The following is a 24818-nucleotide window of genomic DNA, read 5'->3' on the forward strand; positions in this document are numbered from 1 at the left end:
CTCTATTCCCCTTTCGTAATATAACGAATGCGCGCATGAATCTCAACATCCTCTTCTGTCGTTTCAGAAAGCGCATTTAAAAAATCGAGTTGAAACGAACCTGGAAGCTTTGTACGTTCTGCTGCTTTCTCCGCAGCAACCCCATAAAAGGCAAGTGCCGCAACAGAAGCATGAACGAAATTTTTTTCGACTGCTGCAAACGCACCGAGAACGGAACTAAGCAAACACCCTGTTCCTGTTACTCTTGTTAAAACGGCGTCCCCGTTTGCAATCACCCAAGTTTCATTTCCGTCTGTAACGATATCTTCTTTTCCAGTGATAACGACCGTACACTGAAATAAACGGGCTGCTTTTTCCGCTAACGCAACGAGATCTCCTTGAACTTCTCCTGCATCAACCCCTTTTGTTTGCACGGTTTCTCCAACTGTACTCGCAATCTCTGATGCATTCCCACGTAAAATAGAGATTTTCACTTCGCTTAGGATACGCTTTGCTGTTTCCGTCCGATAGGACGTTGCTCCTGCGCCAACTGGATCGAAAACGACTGGAACATTTGCTTCATTTGCTGCTTTTCCAGCAACCATCATCGCTTCCACTTCTTCTGGAGTCAACGTGCCGATATTTAATACGAGAGCGCGAGACAAACGAACCATTTCCGCCACTTCTTCTTTCGCATACGCCATAACCGGTGATGCTCCAAGCGCAAGCAAACCATTCGCGACGAAATTCGTCACAACCACATTTGTCATGTTGTGGACAAGCGGTGCTTCTTTTCTTACTTGTTCAAGTAACCATCCCATTTTTCTCATCATCCATATCCTCCTTTAAAAAATAAAAAACTAGCCATAAAGAACCTGACTAGTTTTTGTACACAAAACGAAGTCTACTTCCCTCCGCTGGTATTAACCAGATCAGGTTCAAAGGGTTGGAAAACTTTTTGCGCGTTTTCCTCTCAGCCGTCGCATATCAGGCACCCCTAGTAGTGCATATTTATATTTTTTCTTCATCTTACGCAATTTTTGAACGTTTTGCAATAAAAATATATTTTCTTCTTGTCATATTTTTATCTATCGATTATAATCGTACACGTTAACAAGTTCATAGTTTCCTCATTCACCCGATGAGGTAGAGGTCGCAACTTTTAAGAGTACGTCGGACGAGGCGCAGAGAACGTCAAAGACTCCGGCGGAAAGGAAAAGTTGCCGAAGTTTGTCTATGTTCTCTGCATAGACAAGCTGGGGCTGTTTCCGAATAGGGACAGCACTGCCACGTTGTTTAACAACGTGGAGCGCTATCTTCACGGAAGGAATGATACGGATAATTGCCGTCGAATTTCCTTCGACGGCTTTTTTTATTCGTCACTCCTTCCAATAAAAAACAAAAAGGAGTGGAAATCATGCAAAACGCAGTACAAAAAACAACAATCACAACAACAGAGGCACCAACAGAACTCAAAAGAAAATTAAAAGCTCGACATTTAACAATGATTTCACTCGGTGGAACCATTGGTACGGGGCTTTTTCTAGCAAGCGGAGGTGCCATTCATACCGCTGGGCCTGGAGGCGCTCTTGTCGCTTATATCGCCATTGGAATCATGGTGTACTTTTTAATGACAAGCCTTGCAGAAATGGCCGCCTACATGCCTGTAGCTGGATCATTTAGTACGTATGCTACGAAATTTGTCGATCCTGCTTTAGGGTTCGCGCTCGGTTGGAACTATTGGTACAACTGGGCCATTACGATTGCCGCAGAACTATCGGCTGTCACGATGATTATGAAGTTTTGGTTTCCAAATAGCCCATCCATTCTTTGGAGTGCACTTTGTTTAGCCATTATGTTTCTTTTAAACTATTTATCTGTTAAAGGATTTGGCGAGGCAGAATATTGGTTTTCTATAATTAAAGTTGCGACCGTTGTCGTCTTTCTCATCGTCAGCTTTGCGATGATTTTCGGAATTATGGGCGGAGAAGCCGTTGGGTTTAAAAATTTTACAATCGGCGATGCTCCATTCCATGGCGGCTTTATGGCGATGCTTAGCATTTTTATGGCAGCGGGATTTTCGTTCCAAGGAACAGAATTGCTTGGGGTCGCTGCTGGAGAAAGCGATGATCCTGCACGCAATATTCCACGTGCCGTTCGTCGAGTGTTTTGGCGCATTTTATTATTTTATGTATTGGCGATTTTAGCAATCGGGCTTCTTATTCCGTATACAACTGAAAGTTTAGCAAGCGATGATGTAACGGTTAGTCCATTCACACTCGTGTTTGATCGCGCAGGCATCGCCTTTGCTGCATCCGTGATGAATGCGATTATTTTGACCGCTGTTCTTTCAGCAGGAAATTCAGGAATGTACGCATCCACACGAATGCTTTGGGAACTTGCTCGGGATGGAAAAGCACCAAAATGGTTAGCTAAATTAAATCATCGCGGCGTGCCTGTTCGTGCTCTCGTTGTTACTTCTCTCGTCGGCACACTTGCCTTTTTAGCTTCGTTTTTTGGTGACGGAGTTGTATATACGTGGCTGTTAAACGCTTCTGGTATGTCTGGTTTTATCGCTTGGCTCGGTATCGCGATTAGTCACTATCGCTTCCGCAAAGCCTATATTGCGCAAGGTCGTGATTTAAACGCTCTGCCTTATAAAGCAAAATGGTTTCCATTTGGCCCGCTTTTCGCTTTTGCGCTTTGCCTGATCGTCATTTTAGGGCAAAACTATACCGCATTTACAGGTGGAGAAATCGACTGGAACGGCGTGCTTGTTTCTTATATTGGCTTACCTTTATTTATCGCTGTTTGGCTTGGCTATAAATTCATTAAGAAAACAAAAGTTGTCCCGCTTCACGAATGCGATTTTGATCGTCCATAAATGAACGGCTGTCTGAAAAAGGCAGCCGTTTTTGTCATTTTTTCTCCACATTTCCTATTTGAAGTGTGATACAGATCACTTACACTGGAAACCTTTTCTTATATTTTTACAGTATCAACAATTTAGGGAGGGAAAATGATGTTTTGCCATCAATGTGAACAAACGCCAATGGGAGGCTGTACAGTCGTTGGCGTATGCGGAAAGGATGAAACCATTGCAAGTTTACAAGACACCATTGTTTTTGCTTTAAAAGGAATTGCGGCGTATCGCACTCACGCTCATCAACTTGGTTACACCGATCCTTTCGTTGACACAACGACACACGAAGCGCTCTATATGACATTAACCAACTCAAACTTTAATGTTCAAGAACATTTCGATATGGCGATGAAGGTTGGAAAAGCAGCCATTCGCGTCATGGAATTGTTAGACCGAGCGCATACTGAAAAACTCGGTATTCCTCAACCTGTTCGCGTCACACAAAATAAAATTGAGGGCAAATGTATTCTCGTGACAGGCCATAACTTATTTGCATTAGAACAATTGCTCAAACAAACCGAAGGAAAAGGAATTAACATTTATACTCATTCTGAAATGTTGCCAGCTCACGGTTACCCTGAGTTAAAAAAATATCCGCATTTAAAAGGAAATGTCGGTAAAGCATGGTACGATCAACGTCGCTTATTTGAAAAGTTCCCTGGCGCGATTTTAGCGACAACCAACTGCGTGATGCCGATTAAAGGATCGTATGCGGATCGAATGTTCTCATATGATGTAGCTGGATTAGAAAACGTTCGGAAAATTGAAAATGATGATTTTACTCCGCTTATTGAAAAAGCATTAGAACTTCCAGAAGCCAATATTGATTCTGATGAAACATTGTTGACTGGATTCCACCATGAAACCGTCCTCAGCATTGCGCCAGAAATTATTGAAGCAGTAAAAGACGGTAAAATCAAACGATTTTTTGTTATCGCCGGCTGTGATGCGCCTGGAAAAGGCGGAGAATACTATCGCTCATTAGCTATGTCACTGCCGCCAGAAACCGTTATTTTAACGACATCATGCGGAAAGTTCCGCTTTAACGATGTTGATTACGGAGTGGTGCCTGGAACGAACATTCCTCGCTACATTGATTTAGGGCAGTGCAACAACTCGATTTCAACAGTAAAAATTGCCATGGCTCTTGCGGAAGCGTTCGGCTGCGAAGTGAATGAACTTCCAGTAAGCATCGTCCTTTCTTGGTTTGAACAAAAAGCGGTTGCGATTCTACTTGGTCTTTTCAGTTTAGGAATTAAAGATATTCGCATCGGTCCAAAAGCACCGCACTTTATTTCTGAAGGAGTCTTACGCGTATTACAAGACATGTTCGGCTTAAAACTCATTGGCAATGTCGAAGAAGATATGAAAGCGATGCTTGCCCATTAAGAAAAGGCTGACCGTAAGTCAGCCTTTTCATTACGAAGCGTTTTCTAACCAAACACTCATATCAAATCCTTCTTCCGTGACATATCCATCGACACTCCAAACGCCCCGTTTCGCTTTGCGCGCTTTTTCTTCTGCCTCATATAGCCTTTTGGCATATTTGGTATCCGGTTCAAACAAGTACGCCACTCGCGCCAATCCTTCTTGTAAAACCATTTCTTCATAAAGCGTGTCTTCATCAACCCATATGTATGCTAACAAACGTCCATAACGATCGTATGGATTTTCTTTGGCGCTTAATTCAATCGTCACTTTTTGATTGAGCAGCACTTTTTTCGCGAATTGTTTCGCTTCTTCTCCATATGCTTGTTTTTCGCGATACGTTTCCGGAGTGTCAATATTTAAAATTCGAATGGTCACAAGCTTTCCATCTTGTTTGATTTTGACCGTATCGCCATCGACTACTTGAACGATCGTCGCTGAAAACGTCTTTCCTTTTTCTTCAACTGTACAAGCTGTGCTAATGAATAGAATCAAAAAAAGAAAACAAACGAGAAAAAGCCTTCTCATTGATTCACCTCTTCCTTAAGATGAGAAATGTCCGCTTCAAGCTCTATGATAAATTTCTCTGGTTGAACGCGGACCTTTGTTACGCTTGTTCCGTAAACGCGCGGACTGTCCCAGAGGCGCTCAATGGATTGTTGTTTCCAATAAACAAGCAATGTACGAATAACGACTCCATGTGTAACGACTAACAGATTACCCTCATGATGCTGATGGATCATTTGCTCAATCGCAGCGATTGCGCGTTGTTGCACATCGCCAAACGTTTCCCCTCGCAAAGGTTGATATAAATGCGGAGCATGATAAAAGTGATAATGATTTTGTTGATCGATCTCGGCAATTTCATCAATCGTTTTTCCTTCCCAGTCCCCTAAATGAATTTCGCGTAAACGCTCATCAAAATACATCGGGATATCCCGATCGCCACGAATGATTTTCGCTGTTTCCTTCGTTCGTTCGCTTGGACTTGAATAAATCGCAACAAATGGCACAGATGCGAGGTGATGATGAAGCAAGCGCGCATCGTTTTTCCCTTTTTCCGTTAACGGTGAATCTTGCCATCCTTGCATTCTTCTTTCCGTATTCCACTTTGTTTCCCCATGTCGAACAACATACAATGTTAGCATATGAATCTCCTTTCTTGCAAACTAAAAAAGTAAGCTTCTACACGCTTACTTTTTTAGTATGACATAGATTGTGAGATTTGTGCAAAGAACAATTCTTCTAAATTTTTTCCGTTTGTGCACAACGCAGAAACGGAATCGCAAAGAATCATCTCGCCTTGATGAATAAAAGCAACCGTATCAGCAATATCTTCCACAATCGACAAAATATGCGTTGTGAAAATAACCGCTTTCCCTTTCTCTTTCTGGTCGCGAATCATTTGTTTAAACTTCATGACCCAATACGGGTCCAAACCGTTTGTCGGCTCATCCAAAATGAGAAGAGGAGCATCAGCAAGAAGCGCTTGCGCAAAAGCAAGTCGTTGTTGCATTCCTTTTGAATAGTATTTGACTTGTTTATGTTGATCTTCTGTCAGTCCGACCGCCTCTAACCATTCAGAAACGCGTGATTGCGGTACCTGTTGCCATTCAGCAAATAAAGATAGTATTTCGTACCCTGTCAACAATGGCGGAAATTGAAGATGATCGGGCATAAACGAAAACCACGCTCTGTCATTTCGCGTTATCTTTTTTCCATTCACTAAAATTTCCCCTGCCGTCGGCAATAATTGCCCGATCAACATTTTTATAATCGTGCTTTTCCCTGCCCCGTTTCCACCGCATAGCGCAAAACATTCTCCTTTTTTCACGGAAAATGAAATATTTTTAATTTGATTGGACTCATTGTATATTTTTGTTAAATTTTTCACTTCAAGCATCGCGATTCCCTCTTTTAATCAAAAAGTTTGCAAAAATAAGCGGAATGACCATCCAGATGCACGCAACACCGAAAAAAACAAACTGACCATTCATGCTTTCAGCCCATTTTGTCCATTCATATAGCTGAGGCCCGAAAATCGTTCCGCTTTTCATAGCTGTAATCGTCCAAACACGCACAAGTTCAACGGGATTCATGATGATTGACAAGGCGAATAACGGAAGCACCCATCCTTTTGGGACCATCGATAAAATTCCTACTATGAAAAATTCATAGAAAAGCACGAAAAACGCCCAAATAAGCAAACTAACACCAATCGCTTGTAAACGGTTGGAGGTATATAAGCCAATAAACATCGAAATGGCTAAAAATATTCCCGCTAGAAGCACAGTCAAAAAGAAAGAGAGAAAAAAGAATGATGACCATCCTCCACCAATGAGAAAGAGAACAATGCTTGCCCCGCCATAACCGAAGCTAATGACGGTAAGCAGCGATAAAAAGCTTCCGATGTAAAGACCGCCAATGAGTGCGCGAGTAGAGATCGGATATGTAAGCAAAAGCGCTAAACGTCCATCCTCTTTTTCTCCTGAAAGAAACAAACTTCCCGTCAACAATGTGACAAGTGGAATGAGAAGTAAAGAAAGATTCAACAATGCAGCGGTAGAACGAGCAAAACCAGAAAACGATTCATTACCGCTGCTGCCTACGAGAATCGCAGCTAAAATGGTAAACAAAACGCCAAAGCTAATGAGCCACTTGCTGCGAATCATCATCATCCATTGATACTTCATTGCTGTTTTCATTGCTCAAATCCCCATTTATGTTGTAATAATTGATCGTACGTCCAAAGTTGTCCTTTTCCTTCTTTTTCTATGTACTTTTTCGCATTCTCTTCGCTTGCAAAAGAAACAACGCCATAATTCATTGGTGTCCAATAGTCACGATCATAAGCGAAGAATGCTTTTTCTAATTCAATCCACTCGCCCGTTTCGATGTCACGAACATATAATTTCGCGATGTTTTCTTTATCTTCTTGCTTCATAAACTCAAACATGCAGCCAATATCATCAAATTTATGAACCGTTCCATCTTTTAAAATCGCCTCTGTTGCATAGTTTTCTGCTGTAATGCTCATATTGCAAATCATGCAAACATCAATATCCGGATTAATTTCTTCTGGTTCGTATGCTTGTTCTCGCTGGCAAGCTGTAAGCATAAGCAAGATGCATATGAATAGAAATGTTTTTCTCATCTCATTCTCCTCCCATATTGAAACATCCATAAACTAAAAGTAAGTAGAATGCTACCGAATGCAAACAATCCCCACGATCTCTTTTCTTCTGTTTGGCGGACATACGGAGAAGAAACAAGCGGAAAACGATCTTCTCCTAGCGCTGGAGCTTGTGTGAAGAAGGACTCCGTTGTTTCAAGCAAAGCAAGAGCTGGACTTTGAAAATAAAATTGAACAGATGGCCATTGCCGTAACAGCCGGTTATAAAGCGAACGAATTTTGTGCGGCGAATCGCCAATTCCATCACCATTCAAATCGTAAAAACGATAAGTATCCCAATAGTTCCCTTTTATTCCATTATCAAAATGAAGAGGAGCGCCTTGAATTTTTGTCTCTGTCACATTCCCTAAAAAAGCGTTTTCACTAATGGTCGTACCCTTGTTTTCATATAAGCTATGAACAGCTGTATGATTAGCGGAAATGAGATTTCCCTGAATGACACAGTTACGTGCATTTTGCAATGAAAGAGCCGTGCTGTTATAGAAAAGCTCATTATCGCTCACAACAATCGCGTCGCTATCATAAATCAGAACGCCGTATCCTCGATAGTCTAATTGCTTTTCGATCGTATTTTTTATGATGTTAATGTTTTTGGTCGCCATCACCATCAGACCAGTAATATTTTCAGTAAGATCATTTTCTGTTACTTCCCCACCATCTGCATACATAAAATGAATCGCATAACGAGAGGATGTAATATGGTTCTTTGTGATGGTCGTTTTTTTCGCCCAATCGAGATAAATTCCGTCTTGAACGTTTGTAATTGTATTCCCATTCACTTCGCTTTTTGTTGTTCGAAAAAGGTGAATGCCGTTGCCCCGCTTTGAAAAATGAACATTTCGTCCAGAAATGTGATTGTCGATTAGACGCGTTTGCTCTCCTTTTTCAACATAAACTCCGTAATGAACATCTTCAATACGGTTGTTTCTCACCACAACTTGAGAAGCGTTTTGCAATAAAATGCCCGCTTCTTTTCCACCGCTTCCTCGAATCGTCACATTTTCAATCGTCACATTCGAAGCGGTAATCGTCACGACATTCCCTTTCTTTTCACCATCAATGATCACTCCCTTTTCCCCCACAAGATGAAGGGATTTGTCAAGGTGAATCGCCCCTTTATAAATTCCTTTTTTCATGAACAACGTATCTCCATCATTCGCACGATCAATCGCCTGTTGCAACGATTCATTCGGCATGATTTCATACGTTTTCGCGTATGCTTCATGACTGACAAACAATCCAAAATAAATCATTGCCAATACGACAAAAAAACGAATCATTTTTTTCATTCCCTGCTATGTAATCTTGCTTCATCTGTTAAGAATAAGCAAAAAATGTGAGAAAAAAAGGAAATCTTTTTGAAAAAATCATGAACGAAAAAGAAAAAACGCGGCATTCGTGAATTTTCCTCATTTGAATGATGACCTACAAGCTACTGCACTTCAAGCGATTTTTCGATTCAGTAGAACAACGAAAAAAAGGGACTGCATCGCATGCAATCCCTTTTATTGGACATCATATCCTTGGTCTTCAATCGCTTCTTTCAATTGGTCCACTTTCACTTTATTGGCATCAAATTCGATCGTCACCGTTTTATCGGCAAGTGATACAGAAACATCGCCAACGCCATCCAGTTCTGCTAATGCTCCTTTCACCGCCTTCTCACAATGACCACAACTCATTCCAAGTACAGTAAGCGTGATTTTTTCCATTACTCCTCATCCTTTCGTATAAAATTTTCTATATCATTGCCTAATGGCAGTGATTACAATTTAACTCGTTTTAAACGCAACGCATTAAGCACAACCGACACAGAACTAAACGCCATCGCGGCTCCAGCCATCCATGGTGCTAAAAGTCCTGCGGCAGCAACAGGAATGCCGATCGAATTATAGGCAAGCGCCCAAAATAAGTTTTGCCGGATATTTTTCATCGTTTGACGACTCATTTCAATCGCTTTGACAATTAATGTTAAATCCTGTCCTAAAATCGTCACATCGGCGGTTTCAATGGCTACATCTGTCCCTGTACCAATCGCAATGCCGACATCGGCAACGGCTAAAGCCGGAGCATCATTGATTCCATCTCCTACCATCGCCACAATATGGCCTTGTTGTTGCAATTGTTTAACATAATTCGCTTTTTCTTCAGGAAGCACTTCCGCAAACACATTGGTAATCCCGACTTGTGCCGCAATCGCCTGTGCCGTTCGAATGTTATCCCCTGTTAACATATAGACAGACAACCCGCGCTTTTTTAATGATTCAATAGCTTCTTTCGCACTTTCTTTCAATGCATCCGTTAAAGCGGCGACACCGCATGCTTGACCATTGATGGCAATGAGCAACGCTGTTTTTCCTTGTTGTTCAAATTGTTCTAATTCTGATGAATAGGTAGAATAATCAATTCCGTGATCATTCAATAGTTTGCGCGTGCCAATCCACACATCTTGGCCATCCACGATGGCATGGACTCCGTGTCCTGGAATGGCTTCAAATTCACTCACTTCTTTTAACATTTCCCCTTGTTCTTCTGCATAACGAACAATCGCCTCAGCAAGCGGATGTTCGCTATATTTCTCTGCGGAGTATACGTAAGATAATACGTGCTCATTGGCCGCAACCCAGTCGGTCACCACCGGCGTTCCTTTGGTAATCGTTCCCGTTTTGTCGAAAATAATCGCACTGATTTTATGAGCCATCTCTAAATGTTCGCCGCCTTTAAATAAAATACCATGGTCAGCCGCTTTGCCAGTGCCGACCATAATCGATGTCGGCGTCGCAAGCCCTAATGCGCAAGGGCAGGCAATGACTAACACGGCAATGGCTGTTTCGAGCGCGCGCGGCCAATCGTTTGGAGCAACAAAGAAATACGAGATGATAAACGTAACGACCGAAATAGCCACAACGATCGGAACAAAATAGCTCGAAACGACATCCGCCAGCCGTTGAATCGGCGCTTTGGACCCTTGCGCCTCCTCCACGAGTTGAATAATGCGGGAAAGGGCGGTATCTTTTCCAACTTTCGTCGCTTCGATCGTCAATGTACCGTATTTATTGATGGTGGCTCCAATGACCGTATCCCCTTCTTTTTTTTCGACTGGGATCGACTCCCCTGTAATCATTGACTCATCCACAGCCGATTGTCCAGCAATAATGATGCCGTCAACCGGAATCTTTTCTCCTGGTTTGACAATGAGTTGATCCCCAACCACAACCGAGTCGATCGGAACTTTTACTTCTTTTCCATCGCGTAAAACGGTGGCTTCCTTTGCCTGTAAGCTAAGCAATTTCGTCATGGCTTCTGTCGTTCTTCCCTTTGCGATCGCTTCAAGCCACTTTCCGACTAAAATAAGCGTGATTAATACCGCGCTTGTCTCATAATATAGATGCGGCATATAGCCGGGTTGCAATGAGCGAATGCTTTCGATCAAACTATAAACGTACGCAGCGGATGTACCGAGTGCCACTAATACATCCATGTTGGCGCTTTTATTGCGCAACGCTTTCCATGCGCCAATATAAAAAGGGGCGCCAATATAAAATTGCACAGGAGTGGCTAACAAAAATTGAAACCATGGATTCATTAATACATTCGGCATCGGTAGCGGTAATTGCCACGGTGCGTGTGCGACCATTGTATAAAGAAGCGGCAGAGATAAGAAAATGGAAAGAATGAGCTTTCGTTTTTTCTCATTGATTTCTTCTTCTTTATGAGCTTTCTTTGCTTCTTGTCCTGCTTTTACACTCGCTCCATAACCAAGCTTTTTAATTTTTTCGCAGATCATTTCTTGGGTCATCAGCCCCGATGGATAATAAACCACCGCTGATTCAGTTGCTAAATTGACCGTTGCTCGCACCCCATCCATTTTATTTAGCGCTTTTTCGATCCGAGCTGAACAAGCGGCGCACGTCATCCCTGTAATATCTAGCTCCACTTTTTCTTTTGCAACGCCATAGCCGAGTTTTTCAATTCGTTCCACAATTTCTTTGGCTGTTACTCGATTCGGTTCATAACGAATGGTTGCTTTTTCTGTTGCTAGGTTGACGGTAGCTTCAACGCCCTCCATTTTGTTTAACGCTTTTTCGATCCGGGCTGAACAAGCGGCACATGTCATTCCTGTGATTTGCAATTGTAGCTCTTCCATTTTTTCACCCCATTATTTGGAGAATTGTTTGAAAACCTCCATCAATTCTTTAATGGCTTCATCGCCCGTTCCAGCTTCAATCGCTTCGCGGACACAGTGGTTTGTATGGCGTTCAAGCAGCTGAAAACCAACTTTTTTTAACGCTGCTTGAATGGCTGACATTTGAATTAATATATCAACACAATAACGATCATCTTCAATCATTTTTTGAATTCCACGCACTTGCCCTTCAATCCGTTTTAAGCGATTCATCAGTTCTTTTTTCTCTTTTTCGTCTCGTTTGGTCGTTCGGATCTCTTGTCCGTGAGAACATTTTTCCATACGAATCACCTCTTTATTTATACTATACCCCCGAATAGTATAAAAAGCAACAAAAAAAGCCGCCTCATGACGAGACAGCTTTCCGTTCCCATAAAATTGTTAAGCTAAGCAAGCTAACCAAAATCGTTGCTCCCATGTCGGAAAGAATCGCAATCCACAGGGTGAGCCATCCTGGGATCGTTAGCAATAAAGCAAATAGTTTTAAACCGAGCGCTAAAGCAATATTAAAGCGAATCGTTTGATTGACACGTTTCGCAATCGCGATGGCATTTGGAAGTTTTCCGAGATGGTTTTGCATTAAAACCACATCCGCAGTTTCGATGGCGCTATCCGTTCCTTTTCCCATTGCGATTCCGATATCAGCTGTGGCTAATGCGGGCGCATCGTTCATACCATCGCCAATCATCGCGACTTTTCCTGTTTTCATCAATTCCTTTAATTTTTCAACTTTTTGCTCCGGAAGAAGTTCAGCCATCCAACTTGTAACCCCGACCGCTTTCGCCACCTTTTCCGCTGTTTTCGCATGGTCACCTGTTAGCATAACAGTTTGGCGAACGCCTGCTTGATGAAGGCGAGCGATCACTTCTTTGCTTTCTTCGCGAATTTCATCGGCTATGCCGAATAAACCGAGAATTCGCTGTTCATCCGCAACAATGACGACCGTCCATCCTTCTTTTTTTAACATGCGTAAGTCGTTTTGAACATGTCCTGGGAAAGAAAAACCCTGAAACATTTTTTCGTTGCCGATTCGGTATGTTTTTCCGCGCAGCGTCGCCTGAATTCCGCTTCCTGTCAACGTTTCAAACTGTTCGGGCTGTTCTGGAACAATTCCATATTCTTCTGCTTTTTCAACAATCGCTTTCGCAAGCGGATGGGAAGATGAAGATTCTAAAGAAGCGGCAATCGATAACACTTCTTTTTCGTCTTCATAAGCAATCATATGCGCAACATGCGGCTTCCCCTTTGTAATCGTTCCTGTTTTATCAAAAGCAATCGTATCAATTTTACCGAGTTGTTCTAGATAGACGCCGCCTTTGATCAACACGCCGTTTCTTGCATTCCGCGTAATTCCCGCAAGAAGCGCAATTGGTGAAGATAAAATGAGCGCGCACGGACAACCGACGATTAACACCGCTAACCCTTGATAAAGCGATTCACGCCAATCAGCTTGAAAAAAGAGCGGCGGAATCGTAATGACCAGCAACGAAATGAACATAATGAACGGCGTATAGTATTTTGCAAATCGATGAATAAACAATTCAAGCGGTGTTTTCGTTTCTTGTGCTTCTTGAACTAAATGTAAAATTTTAGCCAAAGAAGAGTCTTTATAAGCTTTTGTAATTCGAACATTCAATATTCCTTCATTATTGATACTTCCGCCATAAACGCTCATTCCTTCTTCCTTTTCAATCGGTAGCGATTCTCCCGTAATAGCCGCTTCATTGACGGAACTTTTCCCAGCTACAACAATCCCGTCTGATGGAATTTTTTCACCCGGTCGAACGAAAACGACATCTCCGACTTTGAGCGACTCAATTGGGACGATACGTGTCTGTCCATCTTCCATGATCGTTGCTTCTTTTGGAGCGTTTTGAAGCAACATTTCCATCGAACGACGCGCCCGCTCCATTCCTAGCCCCTCTAAATATTCATTAATCCCAAATAAAATGGCCACAACGGTCGCTTCTTTCCATTCACCAATTCCGAATGCACCAATGAGTGCAATCGTCATCAATGTATCCATATTAAATTGTAGACGGGCTAAGTTTTTCATTCCTTTTATAAAGGTTTTATAACCGCTTAAGGCTGTTGATGCAAGATAAAATAGGATGGCCGTTTCTTGGTTGATGGTTCGCTCGACAAGTAAAGCAAGAATCAATAAAAATACCGATATCGCAATGAAACGTTTAAGCGGATTGGAATGTTCATGATTCGGATCATTTTCAATATAAGCGCCATCGGTAGCTAAAATTTTGCGAACTTCCTCTAAATCTACTCGTTCATCAACACGTAATTTTCCTGTATGATAACTTAATGTTGCCCCTTTTCCATAAGGAATGGAGTGAATTTGCTCCTCTAAAGCTCGAGCGCAATTTGCGCACGTTAAACCTTTGACACGATACTCTTTCATTTTTTCACCTCTTAATGATCACGCGCATGACGAATCGTTTGTTCAAGAATATTTAATACATGTTCATCATCGTAAGAATAGTAAAGGGTTGTTCCTTCACGACGATACTTAACGAGACGCAAATTTTTTAAAAACCGAAGTTGATGTGATACCGTCGACTGCAAAAGAGAAAGACGATTGGCAATTTCCGTGACAGAGTATTCTCCCGATGAAAGCAAATGTAAAATGCGAATTCGTGTTGGATCTGATAATGCTTTGAACGTTTGAGATACAATGAATAGCGTTTCTTCATCTAGCGATTCATATTCTTTTTCCATTTTCTCGCCCCTCTTTCAATATATGAATATATGTTCATATTTGTTATGTAAATTGTAGAAAAAGAAAAACAAATTGTCAATGCAAATGTTTGGATAAACAAAAAAAATCAACACGAATTCCAAATGAAGGAATCAATGTTGACTGAACAACGCATATCAATCATGAAGGGTTTAATTTAAATTAAAAACATTGCAACGATCGTTGTGGCGACTAAACCAATGGTCACAGGAAGAAGATTTCTTCTCGCTAATTCAAACGGATCAACCCCACAAATCGCCGCGGCTGGTATAAGCGCCCATGGGATAAGCGTTCCTCCTCCAACCCAAATCGCCGCAATCTGTCCGAGCGCTGTCAGTGTCGCCGCACCTGTTCCGATTGCCGTTGCGAACAATTTCGCTATAGAACCAACTAACGAAATGCCGGAAAAACCGGATCCATCTAATCCTGTAATGGCACCAACTCCTGCCAATGTCACAGCTCCAATTTCTTCATTTAATGGAACGATCTGAGAAAGTGCTGCTCCTAAGTCATTGACAATTCCATGTGATGATTTTGGCAAAAAGTCACCGATGATCGCATGAAATCCTGAATCCCCTAAGTAGAAAAAGGCGGCAATCGGAATCACTGGACCAAATACTTTAAACCCAAATTGAAAACCGTGAATAAAGAGATCCGTAATTTGTTCCAAACTTTTCTTTTTGTAAGCTAAAACGGAAAGGAGAGATAAAATGAAGATAACGGTCCCTCCAATTAATGCGGTAGCTTCTCCTCCTTGTAAGTCCAAATACGACATAGCGATGACATCTAAAACAAATAAGAGAGGAATGAGTAACGCAAGCATGGCCTTCATCCGTTTTGATAACAAATGAGGTTGCGTTTCTGTTTGTGACATCGAAAGCAATGTCGTTTGTATAAATTTTCCCCTCTTCATATCCCGCCGCAACAAAAAGAAAGCTGTTGTGACGGTTATAGCTCCCATCACAAACACAAGCGGTACACTTGCAGAGACGACTTCAGATACTGGAATCCCAGCTGCATCTGCTGTTAACTTCGGAGCTCCTTGAATGACAAAATCGCCGGACAAAGCAATCCCGTGGCCAAACAAGTTCATCGCCATCGCTACCCCTAATGCTGGAAGACCGACGCGAACAGCAACCGGCAACAATACAGCTCCTAATAACGCTACGGCTGGTGATGGCCAAAAGAACCAAGAGATCACCATCATCAATATACCGATCGTCCAATACGCTAAAGCTGGTGTACGAATCCATTTCGTAAACGGTTCAATCATCACATCATTCATTCCTGTTACCGTGAGCAATTTACTCATCGCAACAATAATTGAAATGACAAGAATCGTCGGAAGCAGCTCGGTAATCGCGTAAATAAAACTTTGAAAAATGCTGCTAATAGATGCTGTGAGCGAACCTGTTGCTGTAACCGCTAACAAAAAGATCCCGATCATACAAACGAGCGATGTGTCTTTCCTCATCACCATGAACGCGATAATGAGCAAAATAAATGAAACGTAAATCCAATGCAGCGCCGTTAATTCCACACCCATCGATTTCTTCCCCTTTTCTAGCAAACTGTAATACAGCATATGAAAAGTTCATTTGGGTGTGCGAAAGCCTCAAAAATTTTCAGTCAGATTAGAACAGCGAGATAAACACAAAGTCGTTTAGATCTGCCCGGCATAAAATCACTCAAAATAAAAAAGCACCACACTTGGTGCTTCATCTTGTAGACAAAGTCGACAAGCTAAAAATAGCTCAAGCGTTCGCTTGTGCTATTTTGCTTTTTTCATCGTGTTTATGCGAAAGAGTGGATAAAGAGGACAAAATTTTATAAGTGCTGTTACAATTAAGATTATTCCAATGATACCAAAATATTTGATGCTCCCTTCAAGAAAAAAACAGACAGAGTAGAGCAAAGCCTAGAATAAAGCGAACAGTACGATCGACAGGACCAACATTTGCTTTCATTTTTCTCTTCACCCCTTATATAATTTTCTATACTTTTATGATAAGGAAAGAAACGTATTTGTTCAGTGACAAAGTCACATTGTTTCTATTGTCCACCCTTCCTAATACAATTTGATACAATGTATTCAATATGGGCTAGAAATGACACAAATAACCTAACTAACAGGGTGGTTTGGTGAATAAGGAAAATTTTATGATAAATGTCCGTCCCATAACTTGTGTCAATGTTTATGATTTCATATCGATCATGACTCTCTGGGACCAAATTGCCGCCTATGGCAGAAAAGCGGTCTTCTATTTATGATGAGATATGTCAGAAACTGAACTTGAATCTATATACTCAATAAGAGAAAAGGAGGCATTCTCCTACATTTTTTACATTTTTTATTCATCAAATATTGACAAAAACCAATGAATCATCATTAAGATTTCATTTTTGTGTACAAAAAGAAAAGCACCCTGCTAGGTGCAAAAATGTTCAACTTTCTCAAAAAAATTGACATAAAGTTCCTTTGTTAAAAATATAACGATAACAAAGGGAGGTGAAAATGATGAGAAAACTGTATTTAGCTTTTTCTACTTTCTTATTTTTTATCATTACCTTTCTTGCTCTAATCGTAGTTCTTGTCGGTTAGAAATTCATTCCTCCACCTGGTACTGCCATACCGGGTGATTTTTTTATTTTCACGGTTATATATTTATACACGAAATGAACCAAAAATGACAAAAATAATAAAAAAATTATGGCTTCTTTGCAACAAAACCTTTTTTCACTATATAGCGGCAGTGGTATTCCCTTTTTCTTCTTTCTCCTTATGTCATTTCGTTTCTTTCATCTAGCTTTGCATTTAGAACATACTTTATTCAGAAAAATACTCGTCATTTAGACAAACGTTTTCGGTTTTCTCTTCTAATTCCTTTGTAGTAAACAAGCTAATCAAACCATATCTCATGATCATTTTGCTAACAACATAAAAAAGTCAACATCTTTTCAGATGTTGACCTTAGTTCTTCAACTTACGCCCTCTTTAGTTCATCAAACGTTTTTCAAGAATGATTTTGGGCTCCCCCTTTTCATCTGTATATGTTCCAATTACATCAAAACCATGTTTAATATTCAGTATTAGCATATTTCGCCATTTATTTTTTGTTTTTGTCCGAACAACTTTGTACCCAGTGTGACACCAACATGATGCTGGATAAAACCGTGAAAAATTTTCTTTCCATGTACCGAAGTAGTCATAGGCGAATATAATATGACGAATGGTGCATGAAAGGAGAACTAGCGATGGAACAAAGCCTCAAAATCGGTGATCGTTTTCCGCAATTAATCGCGCATACAACACTTGGAAAAAAAGCGCTCCCTGATGATTATAAAGGACGATGGTTCATTCTTTTTAGCCATCCAGGAGATTTCACGCCTGTATGTACGACCGAGTTTATTTCCTTTGAACAATGGAGTGGGAAGTTTCGACAATTGAATACAGAACTTATCGGTTTATCAATCGATCAAGTATTTTCTCATTTGAAATGGATCGAGTGGATAAAAGAAAAGACAGGCGTTCACATTACATTTCCGATTATCGCAGATCCATTAGGAGAGATCGCGAAGCAGCTTGGAATGATTTCCCCTAAGAAAGGAACTCGAACGGTTCGAGGAGTATTTATCGTTGATGGGCGAGGGGTCATTCGACAAATTCTTTATTATCCGCAAGAAATTGGGCGGAATGTTAGTGAGATTTGGCGTTCCGTTTATGCCTTACAAACTGCTACCGCTTATAAGATTTCCACACCAGAAAATTGGCCCAACAATCCCTTTCTTGGAAGCCATGTCATCATTCCGCCAGCTGATACGGTTGAAAAAATTAATAATCGTTACAAACAACAGAAAGAAGGAAAAATTCAATGTTTAGACTGGTGGTTTTGCTATCGGGCAGTTGAGCAATAACGTTCAACTGCCGCTTACTTTTAATGAATTGGAAATCGAAGACGATGGACAAGATCAGGTTGATCGATAAACGGATTGCGGTTTCCTTGAATGCGAAAAATGGCTGCATTTCGATGCTTTTCGTACGTGGTTACCGGAAATTGTTCGTGCCATTGAATCAGTAAGGAAAGATTGATTTTTTCACGAAACGGTTTTTTGATCGCTTTTGGATAACGGAGAATGAAATAAAACATCGCTCGAGCAACCGCGCCTTTTCCGTGTTCAGGTTCAAAATATTCATAGGCAGCAACCCCACAATGATTTTGAATAACCTCCAGTGGAGATTCCGGCTCATAAAACGGAAAATCCGCATACGGAAAATTTGAACGGGTCGAATTGCATTTTGGCTCACAAACGAATAAGTGATGCAAGTCCCCTTTCATTGGTTCTTTCGCCCCGAACCAAGACTGTGGAACAATATGTTCTGTATTAAACTTCAATTCTTTCTCAATCTTCCTCACTTTTTGCTCTAAATCATCAAAATCTCCTTTTTTTGCTTTTTTCAATAACTGCAAAAATTGTTGGTATCTTTTTTGAATGGTCTCGTAATCTTGTAAAATGATGGCGCGGGGATCTTTCTTTTCCCCCGAATAGATGCTTTTCACCGTACCATCCGGTTGAAGATCAACCCATGTGTATAAATAACAGTCTTTGCTTAAAAAGTACGGAAGTCGTCGAATATGTGTTCGTTTCACCAACTCATGATATCGAGTAAATAATTGAGCTCCATCTCCATTTTCGTCTAATACATGTTCATAGTATCGCTTCATAATCTGTTGATCTTCTTGTTCGTTATAGTAAAGTTCGTCGTTTGTTTTCAGCTTTTGTTGATTTTCTGCTAATTCTAATAAAACTTCTTGTTGTTTTTCTTCCCAATGCTTTAATTGTTCGGCATGTTGAAGTAATACGTCATTCATGATTCCTCTCCCCTCTATCTTCAAAAGTGCTATTTTTACATTTTATTCAATTTTCTTTCTTAAGGGAATCCATTCCCCTGTCATGCACAGTTTTTGTTACTTATAATAATAGATTATAATGTTTTTTGTATAAAATCTAACCTATATTTAGATATTTCTGATAATAAAAATGTGAATAATTTCACATTTTTTGTCAAGATTACAAAATAATAAATTGAGAGGAGAAAGAAAACATGGTAATATTTTCATAGTTTATAAAAGGAAGGAGCCAATCTTTATGCCGGTCGCCAAAGTTGTTTCCTTAAATATCGGCCAACCTAAAACAGTGATGCTCGATGGAACAGAAATGACAACCGCCATTTATAAGTCTCCTGTTGATTCTCCCCTTCTCTTAACGAAAACGAATATTGTTGGAGATGGTCAAGCGGACTTAGTTCATCATGGTGGTTTTGATCAAGCGGTATGCGTGTATTGTTCAGAACATTTTTCATTTTGGGAACATTTATATCAACGTCCTTTTGAACCTGGAGCCTTTGGTGAAAATATAACGCTGTTCGGACGAACGGAAGAAGAAATTTGCATTGGCGATGTGTTTCAAATCGGTACAGCGATTGTTCAAGTGTCTCAACCGAGGCAACCATGTTTTAAATTAGCGAAACGGCACGGGATCAAAGATCTCCCATTGAAAGTTCAACAAACAGGTTACACCGGTTTTTACTTGCGCGTGATCAAAGAAGGCATGATCCAGCGTGGAGATGAATTACATTTATTGGATCGAAGCAAAAATCCTTTGTCGATTCAATATGTAAACAAAGCGAAATATGGAGAACAAACGAATGTTGAGGCATTGCAAGAAATCATTGAAGAACCAGCGTTGTCAGAAGCGTGGCGAAATTCCTTTCTCAAAAAACTGCAAAACTTACTCAAAAAATAAGCGTGTCGTTTTGATCGACACGCTTTACAAATATGGGTGTTCATGCATGGCTTTAAGGCGGCGCCATCTCCGTTCTACTTCTTGTTCGAATTCTTCTAAAAGATCACGGTTTTCTTCTTTCAACAAATGCTTCGCTTTCCCCATATATTTTAACCATTCGCTCAATGGGATGCGTTTGTTTTTTTCCTCTGGATCATACGTAATCGTTGTTTTTCCTCGTTCCACTTCATAGAGCGGGAAGAAACAAGAATCAACCGCTGCTTTCATAATTTTTTCGCCGTATCTCTCTTCCGACTTCCAGTTTAATGGGCAAGTAATCAAGAGCTTTCCGTAAACCGTTCCTTCACGTTTGGCATACCATTGCGCTTTTGCTGCTTTTTTAATTAAATCTTGCGGAAATGCTTCTGTTCCCGTGAATACATAAGGGATATTTGTCGCCGCCATAATTTGTGGCGTATCTTTATGGTGGAATGCTTTTCCTCTTTGTGTTTTACCGACGCCGGTTGTGCTTGTCATATGCCCCATCGGAGTCGAATACGACATTTGCGATCCTGTATTCATATACCCTTCATTGTCATATTCCAAAATAATCAATTTATGATTGCGAAGGGCTGTGCCAATCGCAGAACCCATGCCAATGTCCATTCCACCGTCTCCCGTGACCATAACAAACGTTACATCATCAGAAACATCGATTTCCCCACGGCGTTTTAATTCCAAAAAGGCTTCAACCGACCCTGATAATGTGGCAGGACCGTTTTGGAATAAATTGTGGATCATCGTTTGTTTATGAGAACTATATGGATAAGCCGTTGTTACAACATACGCACAACCCGTCTGGAATAAAACAACGACATCCCCTTCGATTCCTTTGAAAAAGAGCTCTAATCCTGGGAAAATGCCGCAACCAGGACATGCACCGTGACCGGAAGCAATTCGTTTCGGTTTCGCTGTTAACGCTCGAAGCGGTGGAATTTTTACTTTTAATCTCTTCGTTTCTTCGTCTTGTGTCACTTGAATCAATCCTGTCTTAAAGGCGTCCCCATGCATCGGCTCAATCGCTTGTTTTAATTTATTTTCTGGTCGTCCTGGCACGTGTCCGAAGTAATCAAACGGCTTTTCCGCATATCCTTTTTCCATCGCTTCAATGGCTAAATTGAAAAAGGCTTCCGCATCATCAGCGTAAAAATCTTTTCCACCAAGTCCAAATACGCGGCTTAATACAATCGTGCGATTATCTGGATCTTCTTGCAAAGCTGATTTAATTTCATGCGTCATGTTTGCACCGTTTGCCCCGTAGGAATCCGCGCGCTCTCCAACAAGAAGGGCTTTCACATTTTTTAACGCTTTGCGAATTTCTTCGCTTGGAAACGGACGAATAATGTTTGGACTAATCACTCCTGCCTTAATTCCTTTTGCACGAAGCTTGTCGACAACATCTTTTGCCGTTTCTGCTGCGGAGTTAATCAAAAATAGAGCCACTTCTGCATCGTCCATTTGATATAAATCAAGGACAGGATATTCTCGTCCAGATAGAAGCGCGTATTCGCGTGCGACTTGTTTAAATACGTCTCCTGCTCGATATAGCGCTTCAGACTGTTGATAATGGTTGTTAATTAAATCATCACCGTTCATATGTGCTCCGATCGTTATTGGCTTTCTCGGATCCGCTGCGTTTGGAAAGTGAGTTGGACGTTCGCCGACAAAAGCTTGTACGACTTTTCGGTCTTTAAAATATTGGACTTTCCGTTTTTGGTGAGATGTAAAAAATCCATCATACGCAACAATGACAGGCAAACGAACGTCCTCGTGTTCGGCAATTTTCAACGCCATAATATTCAGATCGTAAACCGCTTGTGGGGTACGAGCGGTCAAAATCACCCATCCTGTATTGAGCGAAAAATATAAATCGGAATGATCCCCACGAATATCAAGAGGGCCGCTAATGGAGCGAGTCACTAAATTCATCACCATCGGAAAGCGCGTTCCTGATTGCACTGGCAATTGTTCAAGCATATACATTAAACCGTTCGCACTTGTAGCGTTAAAAACACGCGCCCCCATGACAGAAGCCCCATAGCAAATTCCCGCTGATCCATGTTCCCCGTCTGCAGGAATCAGTTGAATATCGTGTTCACCGCGCGCCTTCATCTGGTCTAACAATTGCGCAATTTCCGTTGAAGGAGTAATTGGAAAATAACCCATAATATGATAGTTGATTTGTGCAGCTGCGAGCGCCGCCATTTCGTTTCCGGATTGAAACGCTGTCACTTGTTCTGCTTTCGTTGTCACTTTTTCTTCTAATAATGCCATTAATAGTTCCCCCCTAATACCATTGGGAATTTTTGCTTCACTGTATGTTTTTCCGCAAACCCAATTTCCTCACGACATTCTGTTAAGGCAGCTGTTGGACACGCTTCAACACATTTTAAACAACCTTTACAATATTGATAATCAATTCCTTTTAAAAACATTTGTTTTCTTCCTTTTTTATCTTCTCCTTCTTCCCATACGAAGCAAAAGTCAGGGCAAACTGTATCACAGGCAGCACAGTGAATGCACTTTTCCATCTCCCACTTTGGCAAAAATCCTTGACGCGATCCGCTTAAATCTTTGAAAATACTATTGGCGTTCGCTGTGATAATCCCGCCAATTTCTTGTGTTTCATAGCCTAAAAGCGGTTCAGGACGAGAAAACGATTTTCTTTCCGCATTCGCAGGCGCTTCATACGTTTGAAAGCGCACCTCATGATAGCCTCTTTCAAATGTACGAATGTTCGCCTCGACGAGATGCGGATATTTTTTTTCAAATGTTTTGCGAATGACTTCCTTCATCGCTTCCGGATCAAGAAAGTCACAAACGCGGAATAACGCTCCAAGCATCGCTGTATTGACTTTTGTTTTTTCTTCAACCGCAATTCCAAGGGCGTCGACAACCGCAAGAGTTCCGTAATCTAGTTGTAAATCGCGCCGAATGTCATCGAAATTTCTTACAGAGTTGACCAATACAATTCCATCGGGAGCTAAACCGCTAACGACATCCACCATTTTATAAAGCGCTTCATGAAATACTCCGATGACATGAGGTTCTTCGATCGGACTATGCGCCCGAATTTCTGTATCTGGATCGCAAAAGCGAATATAACTTTTCACTGGAGAGCCTTTTTTCTCTGAACCATATGTGGAAAAATTTGAACCATTTAACCCAAGCCCCAACACCCCTGCTTCCGCGAGCATTTTCCCTGCTAGGTTTGCTCCAAGTCCTCCAATGGATTCGAGACGTATTTCAAAAAAACCTAATTGATTCTTTTTTGGCAAAATCGACATGTTATCCCCCCTATGAAACCTAAAAATCAATCGATAGGCTTATATTATTTTATAAAAAAACACAAAAAAAAGATGTGACAAAAATCAAACATTTGCGAATTATTTATAGTACACATAAGAAAAATTTTTAAAACCTCTTGTATTATAACAGATTAAGATACTTTTACAATTATATAACAGGAGTAATTTTGCGTTATAACAGTTTTAAAAAGCACTATTTGTTGCAAAACAAAGAAAATATTTGCTATTTTGAACATGACTGAACATCTGCAAGGAAAGAAGGGTAAAAAGCAATGATTCGAAAACGCTACGAAAATCTTGATTCCGTTCAAACAACAAAAAGATTGGTTGATCTTCACCGCTGGTATCGAGAAAGAAAAAGAAAACAAAAAGATTGGTCCTATCAAATTCCGCATGTCGAGCATTACGAAACGGCATTGCTGCATACAAACCGTACACACACTCTTCTTTCTTGGATTGGTCACTCCACATTTGTCATTCAAGTAAATGGACTGACCATTGTAACGGATCCCATTTGGGCAAAGCGTTTAGGAACGATTAAACGTTTAAGCGACCCGGGCATTTTGCTTCATGATATGCCGAATGTAGATGTCATTTTAATCTCACACAGCCACTATGATCACTTACATTTTTCAAGCATTAAAAAACTAAAAGGAAACCCGCATATTTTTGTGCCAATTGGGCTTGCATCTTTATTTCGCAAAAAAGGGTTGATCAACGTTACAGAATATGCGTGGTGGGAACAAAAACAATACAAAGGAGTGACATTCACATTTGTTCCTGCACAGCATTGGACAAAAAGAAGGTTATTCGATACAAATACATCCCATTGGGGTGGTTGGGTCATCGAGGCAGAAGAAAAACCGACATTTTATTTCGCTGGAGATAGCGGTTATTTTCGTGGCTTTAAAGAAATCGGTGCTCGCTTTTCCATTGACTATGCCCTTCTTCCGATTGGCGCATACGAGCCAGAGTGGTTCATGGGACCACAACACGTCACTCCTGAAGAAGCGATCCAAGCTTTTATTGACTGCCAAGCGAAAACATTTATCCCTATGCACTACGGGACATTCCCTCTTGCTGACGATACCCCAAAAGAAGCACTGGATCGCCTATTTGCCGAATGGAAACGACGTGACCTTGCTGATGAACGCTTAAAAGTGCTTAAACTTGGTGAAATTTTACGTTGTGATTCATAAAAAACGATG

General features: G+C 40.9%; 21 protein-coding genes, 2 pseudogenes and 2 riboswitches. Of the genes and pseudogenes, 5 read left to right on the forward strand and 18 right to left on the reverse strand.

Going from position 1 to position 24818, the window contains the following annotated elements; genetic code table 11:
- Window positions 1-2 precede the first annotated feature (2 nt).
- The gene (thiM, locus tag EDD69_RS07400) at window positions 3-809 is read right to left on the reverse strand and encodes a hydroxyethylthiazole kinase (RefSeq protein WP_132948396.1); all 807 of its coding nucleotides are present in this window, start codon (window positions 807-809) and stop codon (window positions 3-5) included.
- A 62-nt stretch (window positions 810-871) separates the two neighbouring features.
- Window positions 872-988: riboswitch (TPP riboswitch) on the reverse strand.
- A gap of 130 nt (window positions 989-1118) precedes the next feature.
- Window positions 1119-1302: riboswitch (Lysine riboswitch) on the forward strand.
- Between the two features lie 94 nt (window positions 1303-1396).
- Here thiM and EDD69_RS07405 point away from each other — a divergent pair.
- On the forward strand, window positions 1397-2863 hold the full coding sequence (locus EDD69_RS07405; RefSeq protein ID WP_132948318.1) for an amino acid permease: 1467 nt from the start codon (window positions 1397-1399) through the stop codon (window positions 2861-2863).
- Window positions 2864-3001: 138 nt separating this feature from the next.
- On the forward strand, window positions 3002-4291 hold the full coding sequence (hcp, locus tag EDD69_RS07410) for a hydroxylamine reductase (protein ID WP_132948319.1): 1290 nt from the start codon (window positions 3002-3004) through the stop codon (window positions 4289-4291).
- A gap of 30 nt (window positions 4292-4321) precedes the next feature.
- On the opposite strand, the gene EDD69_RS07415 is transcribed toward hcp, so the two are convergent.
- The 14 genes and pseudogenes from EDD69_RS07415 to EDD69_RS15535 all read right to left on the reverse strand — a co-directional run.
- Complete coding sequence (locus EDD69_RS07415; RefSeq protein ID WP_132948320.1) at window positions 4322-4858, reverse strand: thermonuclease family protein; 537 nt, start codon at window positions 4856-4858, stop codon at window positions 4322-4324.
- Window positions 4855-5478 (reverse strand): histidine phosphatase family protein, encoded by a 624-nt coding sequence (locus tag EDD69_RS07420; RefSeq protein ID WP_132948321.1) that lies wholly within the window; start codon window positions 5476-5478, stop codon window positions 4855-4857. Before EDD69_RS07420 ends, EDD69_RS07415 begins: the two co-directional genes overlap by 4 nt.
- Before the next feature lie 53 nt (window positions 5479-5531).
- Window positions 5532-6233 (reverse strand): ABC transporter ATP-binding protein, encoded by a 702-nt coding sequence (locus EDD69_RS07425; protein WP_132948322.1) that lies wholly within the window; start codon window positions 6231-6233, stop codon window positions 5532-5534.
- Window positions 6226-7035 carry an ABC transporter permease gene (locus EDD69_RS07430; protein ID WP_132948323.1) on the reverse strand — a complete coding sequence of 270 codons (810 nt, stop codon included), beginning with the start codon at window positions 7033-7035 and terminating at the stop codon, window positions 6226-6228. Before EDD69_RS07430 ends, EDD69_RS07425 begins: the two co-directional genes overlap by 8 nt.
- On the reverse strand, window positions 7032-7484 hold the full coding sequence (locus tag EDD69_RS07435) for a nitrous oxide reductase accessory protein NosL (RefSeq protein WP_132948324.1): 453 nt from the start codon (window positions 7482-7484) through the stop codon (window positions 7032-7034). Before EDD69_RS07435 ends, EDD69_RS07430 begins: the two co-directional genes overlap by 4 nt.
- Window positions 7481-8803 (reverse strand): right-handed parallel beta-helix repeat-containing protein, encoded by a 1323-nt coding sequence (locus EDD69_RS07440; RefSeq protein WP_243643061.1) that lies wholly within the window; start codon window positions 8801-8803, stop codon window positions 7481-7483. The genes EDD69_RS07435 and EDD69_RS07440 overlap by 4 nt, the downstream gene beginning before the upstream one ends.
- A gap of 225 nt (window positions 8804-9028) precedes the next feature.
- A complete protein-coding gene (copZ, locus tag EDD69_RS07445; RefSeq protein ID WP_132948326.1) occupies window positions 9029-9235 on the reverse strand; it encodes a copper chaperone CopZ in 207 nt (68 codons plus the stop codon).
- 53 nt (window positions 9236-9288) lie between these two features.
- The gene (locus EDD69_RS07450; RefSeq protein WP_132948327.1) at window positions 9289-11670 is read right to left on the reverse strand and encodes a heavy metal translocating P-type ATPase; all 2382 of its coding nucleotides are present in this window, start codon (window positions 11668-11670) and stop codon (window positions 9289-9291) included.
- A gap of 12 nt (window positions 11671-11682) precedes the next feature.
- Window positions 11683-11991 (reverse strand): metal-sensing transcriptional repressor, encoded by a 309-nt coding sequence (locus tag EDD69_RS07455; protein ID WP_132948328.1) that lies wholly within the window; start codon window positions 11989-11991, stop codon window positions 11683-11685.
- Between the two features lie 64 nt (window positions 11992-12055).
- Complete coding sequence (locus EDD69_RS07460; protein WP_132948329.1) at window positions 12056-14122, reverse strand: heavy metal translocating P-type ATPase; 2067 nt, start codon at window positions 14120-14122, stop codon at window positions 12056-12058.
- A gap of 11 nt (window positions 14123-14133) precedes the next feature.
- Entirely contained in the window at window positions 14134-14439 is a 306-nt protein-coding gene (locus EDD69_RS07465) for an ArsR/SmtB family transcription factor (RefSeq protein ID WP_132948330.1), read from the reverse strand.
- A 176-nt stretch (window positions 14440-14615) separates the two neighbouring features.
- A complete protein-coding gene (locus EDD69_RS07470) occupies window positions 14616-16004 on the reverse strand; it encodes a hypothetical protein (RefSeq protein WP_132948331.1) in 1389 nt (462 codons plus the stop codon).
- A 225-nt stretch (window positions 16005-16229) separates the two neighbouring features.
- Window positions 16230-16425, reverse strand: a pseudogene (locus tag EDD69_RS07475) (YgaP family membrane protein).
- A gap of 1028 nt (window positions 16426-17453) precedes the next feature.
- Window positions 17454-17600 (reverse strand): annotated as a pseudogene (locus EDD69_RS15535) (GNAT family N-acetyltransferase); the annotation flags it as partial.
- A gap of 113 nt (window positions 17601-17713) precedes the next feature.
- Here EDD69_RS15535 and EDD69_RS07485 point away from each other — a divergent pair.
- Window positions 17714-18373 (forward strand): peroxiredoxin, encoded by a 660-nt coding sequence (locus EDD69_RS07485; protein ID WP_132948332.1) that lies wholly within the window; start codon window positions 17714-17716, stop codon window positions 18371-18373.
- A gap of 20 nt (window positions 18374-18393) precedes the next feature.
- Here EDD69_RS07485 and EDD69_RS07490 read toward each other — a convergent pair whose 3' ends face one another.
- Window positions 18394-19329, reverse strand: a complete 936-nt coding sequence (locus EDD69_RS07490; protein WP_132948333.1) for an endonuclease I family protein — start codon at window positions 19327-19329, stop codon at window positions 18394-18396.
- Between the two features lie 277 nt (window positions 19330-19606).
- Here EDD69_RS07490 and EDD69_RS07495 point away from each other — a divergent pair, with 277 nt between their 5' ends.
- The gene (locus tag EDD69_RS07495; protein ID WP_132948334.1) at window positions 19607-20263 is read left to right on the forward strand and encodes an MOSC domain-containing protein; all 657 of its coding nucleotides are present in this window, start codon (window positions 19607-19609) and stop codon (window positions 20261-20263) included.
- 24 nt (window positions 20264-20287) lie between these two features.
- Here the strand turns inward: EDD69_RS07495 and EDD69_RS07500 are convergent, their stop codons facing one another.
- Window positions 20288-22576, reverse strand: coding sequence for a thiamine pyrophosphate-dependent enzyme (locus EDD69_RS07500; protein ID WP_132948335.1), 2289 nt, complete (start codon window positions 22574-22576; stop codon window positions 20288-20290).
- Window positions 22576-23589: a 2-oxoacid:acceptor oxidoreductase family protein gene (locus EDD69_RS07505; RefSeq protein ID WP_132948336.1), complete on the reverse strand. Its 1014-nt coding sequence runs from the start codon at window positions 23587-23589 to the stop codon at window positions 22576-22578. The genes EDD69_RS07500 and EDD69_RS07505 overlap by 1 nt, the downstream gene beginning before the upstream one ends.
- Window positions 23590-23885: 296 nt before the next feature.
- On the opposite strand from EDD69_RS07505, the gene EDD69_RS07510 reads away from it, so the two are divergent.
- Window positions 23886-24809 carry an MBL fold metallo-hydrolase gene (locus EDD69_RS07510; RefSeq protein ID WP_132948397.1) on the forward strand — a complete coding sequence of 308 codons (924 nt, stop codon included), beginning with the start codon at window positions 23886-23888 and terminating at the stop codon, window positions 24807-24809.
- Window positions 24810-24818: the final 9 nt, after the last annotated feature.

Source organism: Thermolongibacillus altinsuensis (assembly GCF_004341205.1).
In the GTDB taxonomy this organism is placed as follows: domain Bacteria; phylum Bacillota; class Bacilli; order Bacillales; family Anoxybacillaceae; genus Thermolongibacillus; species Thermolongibacillus altinsuensis.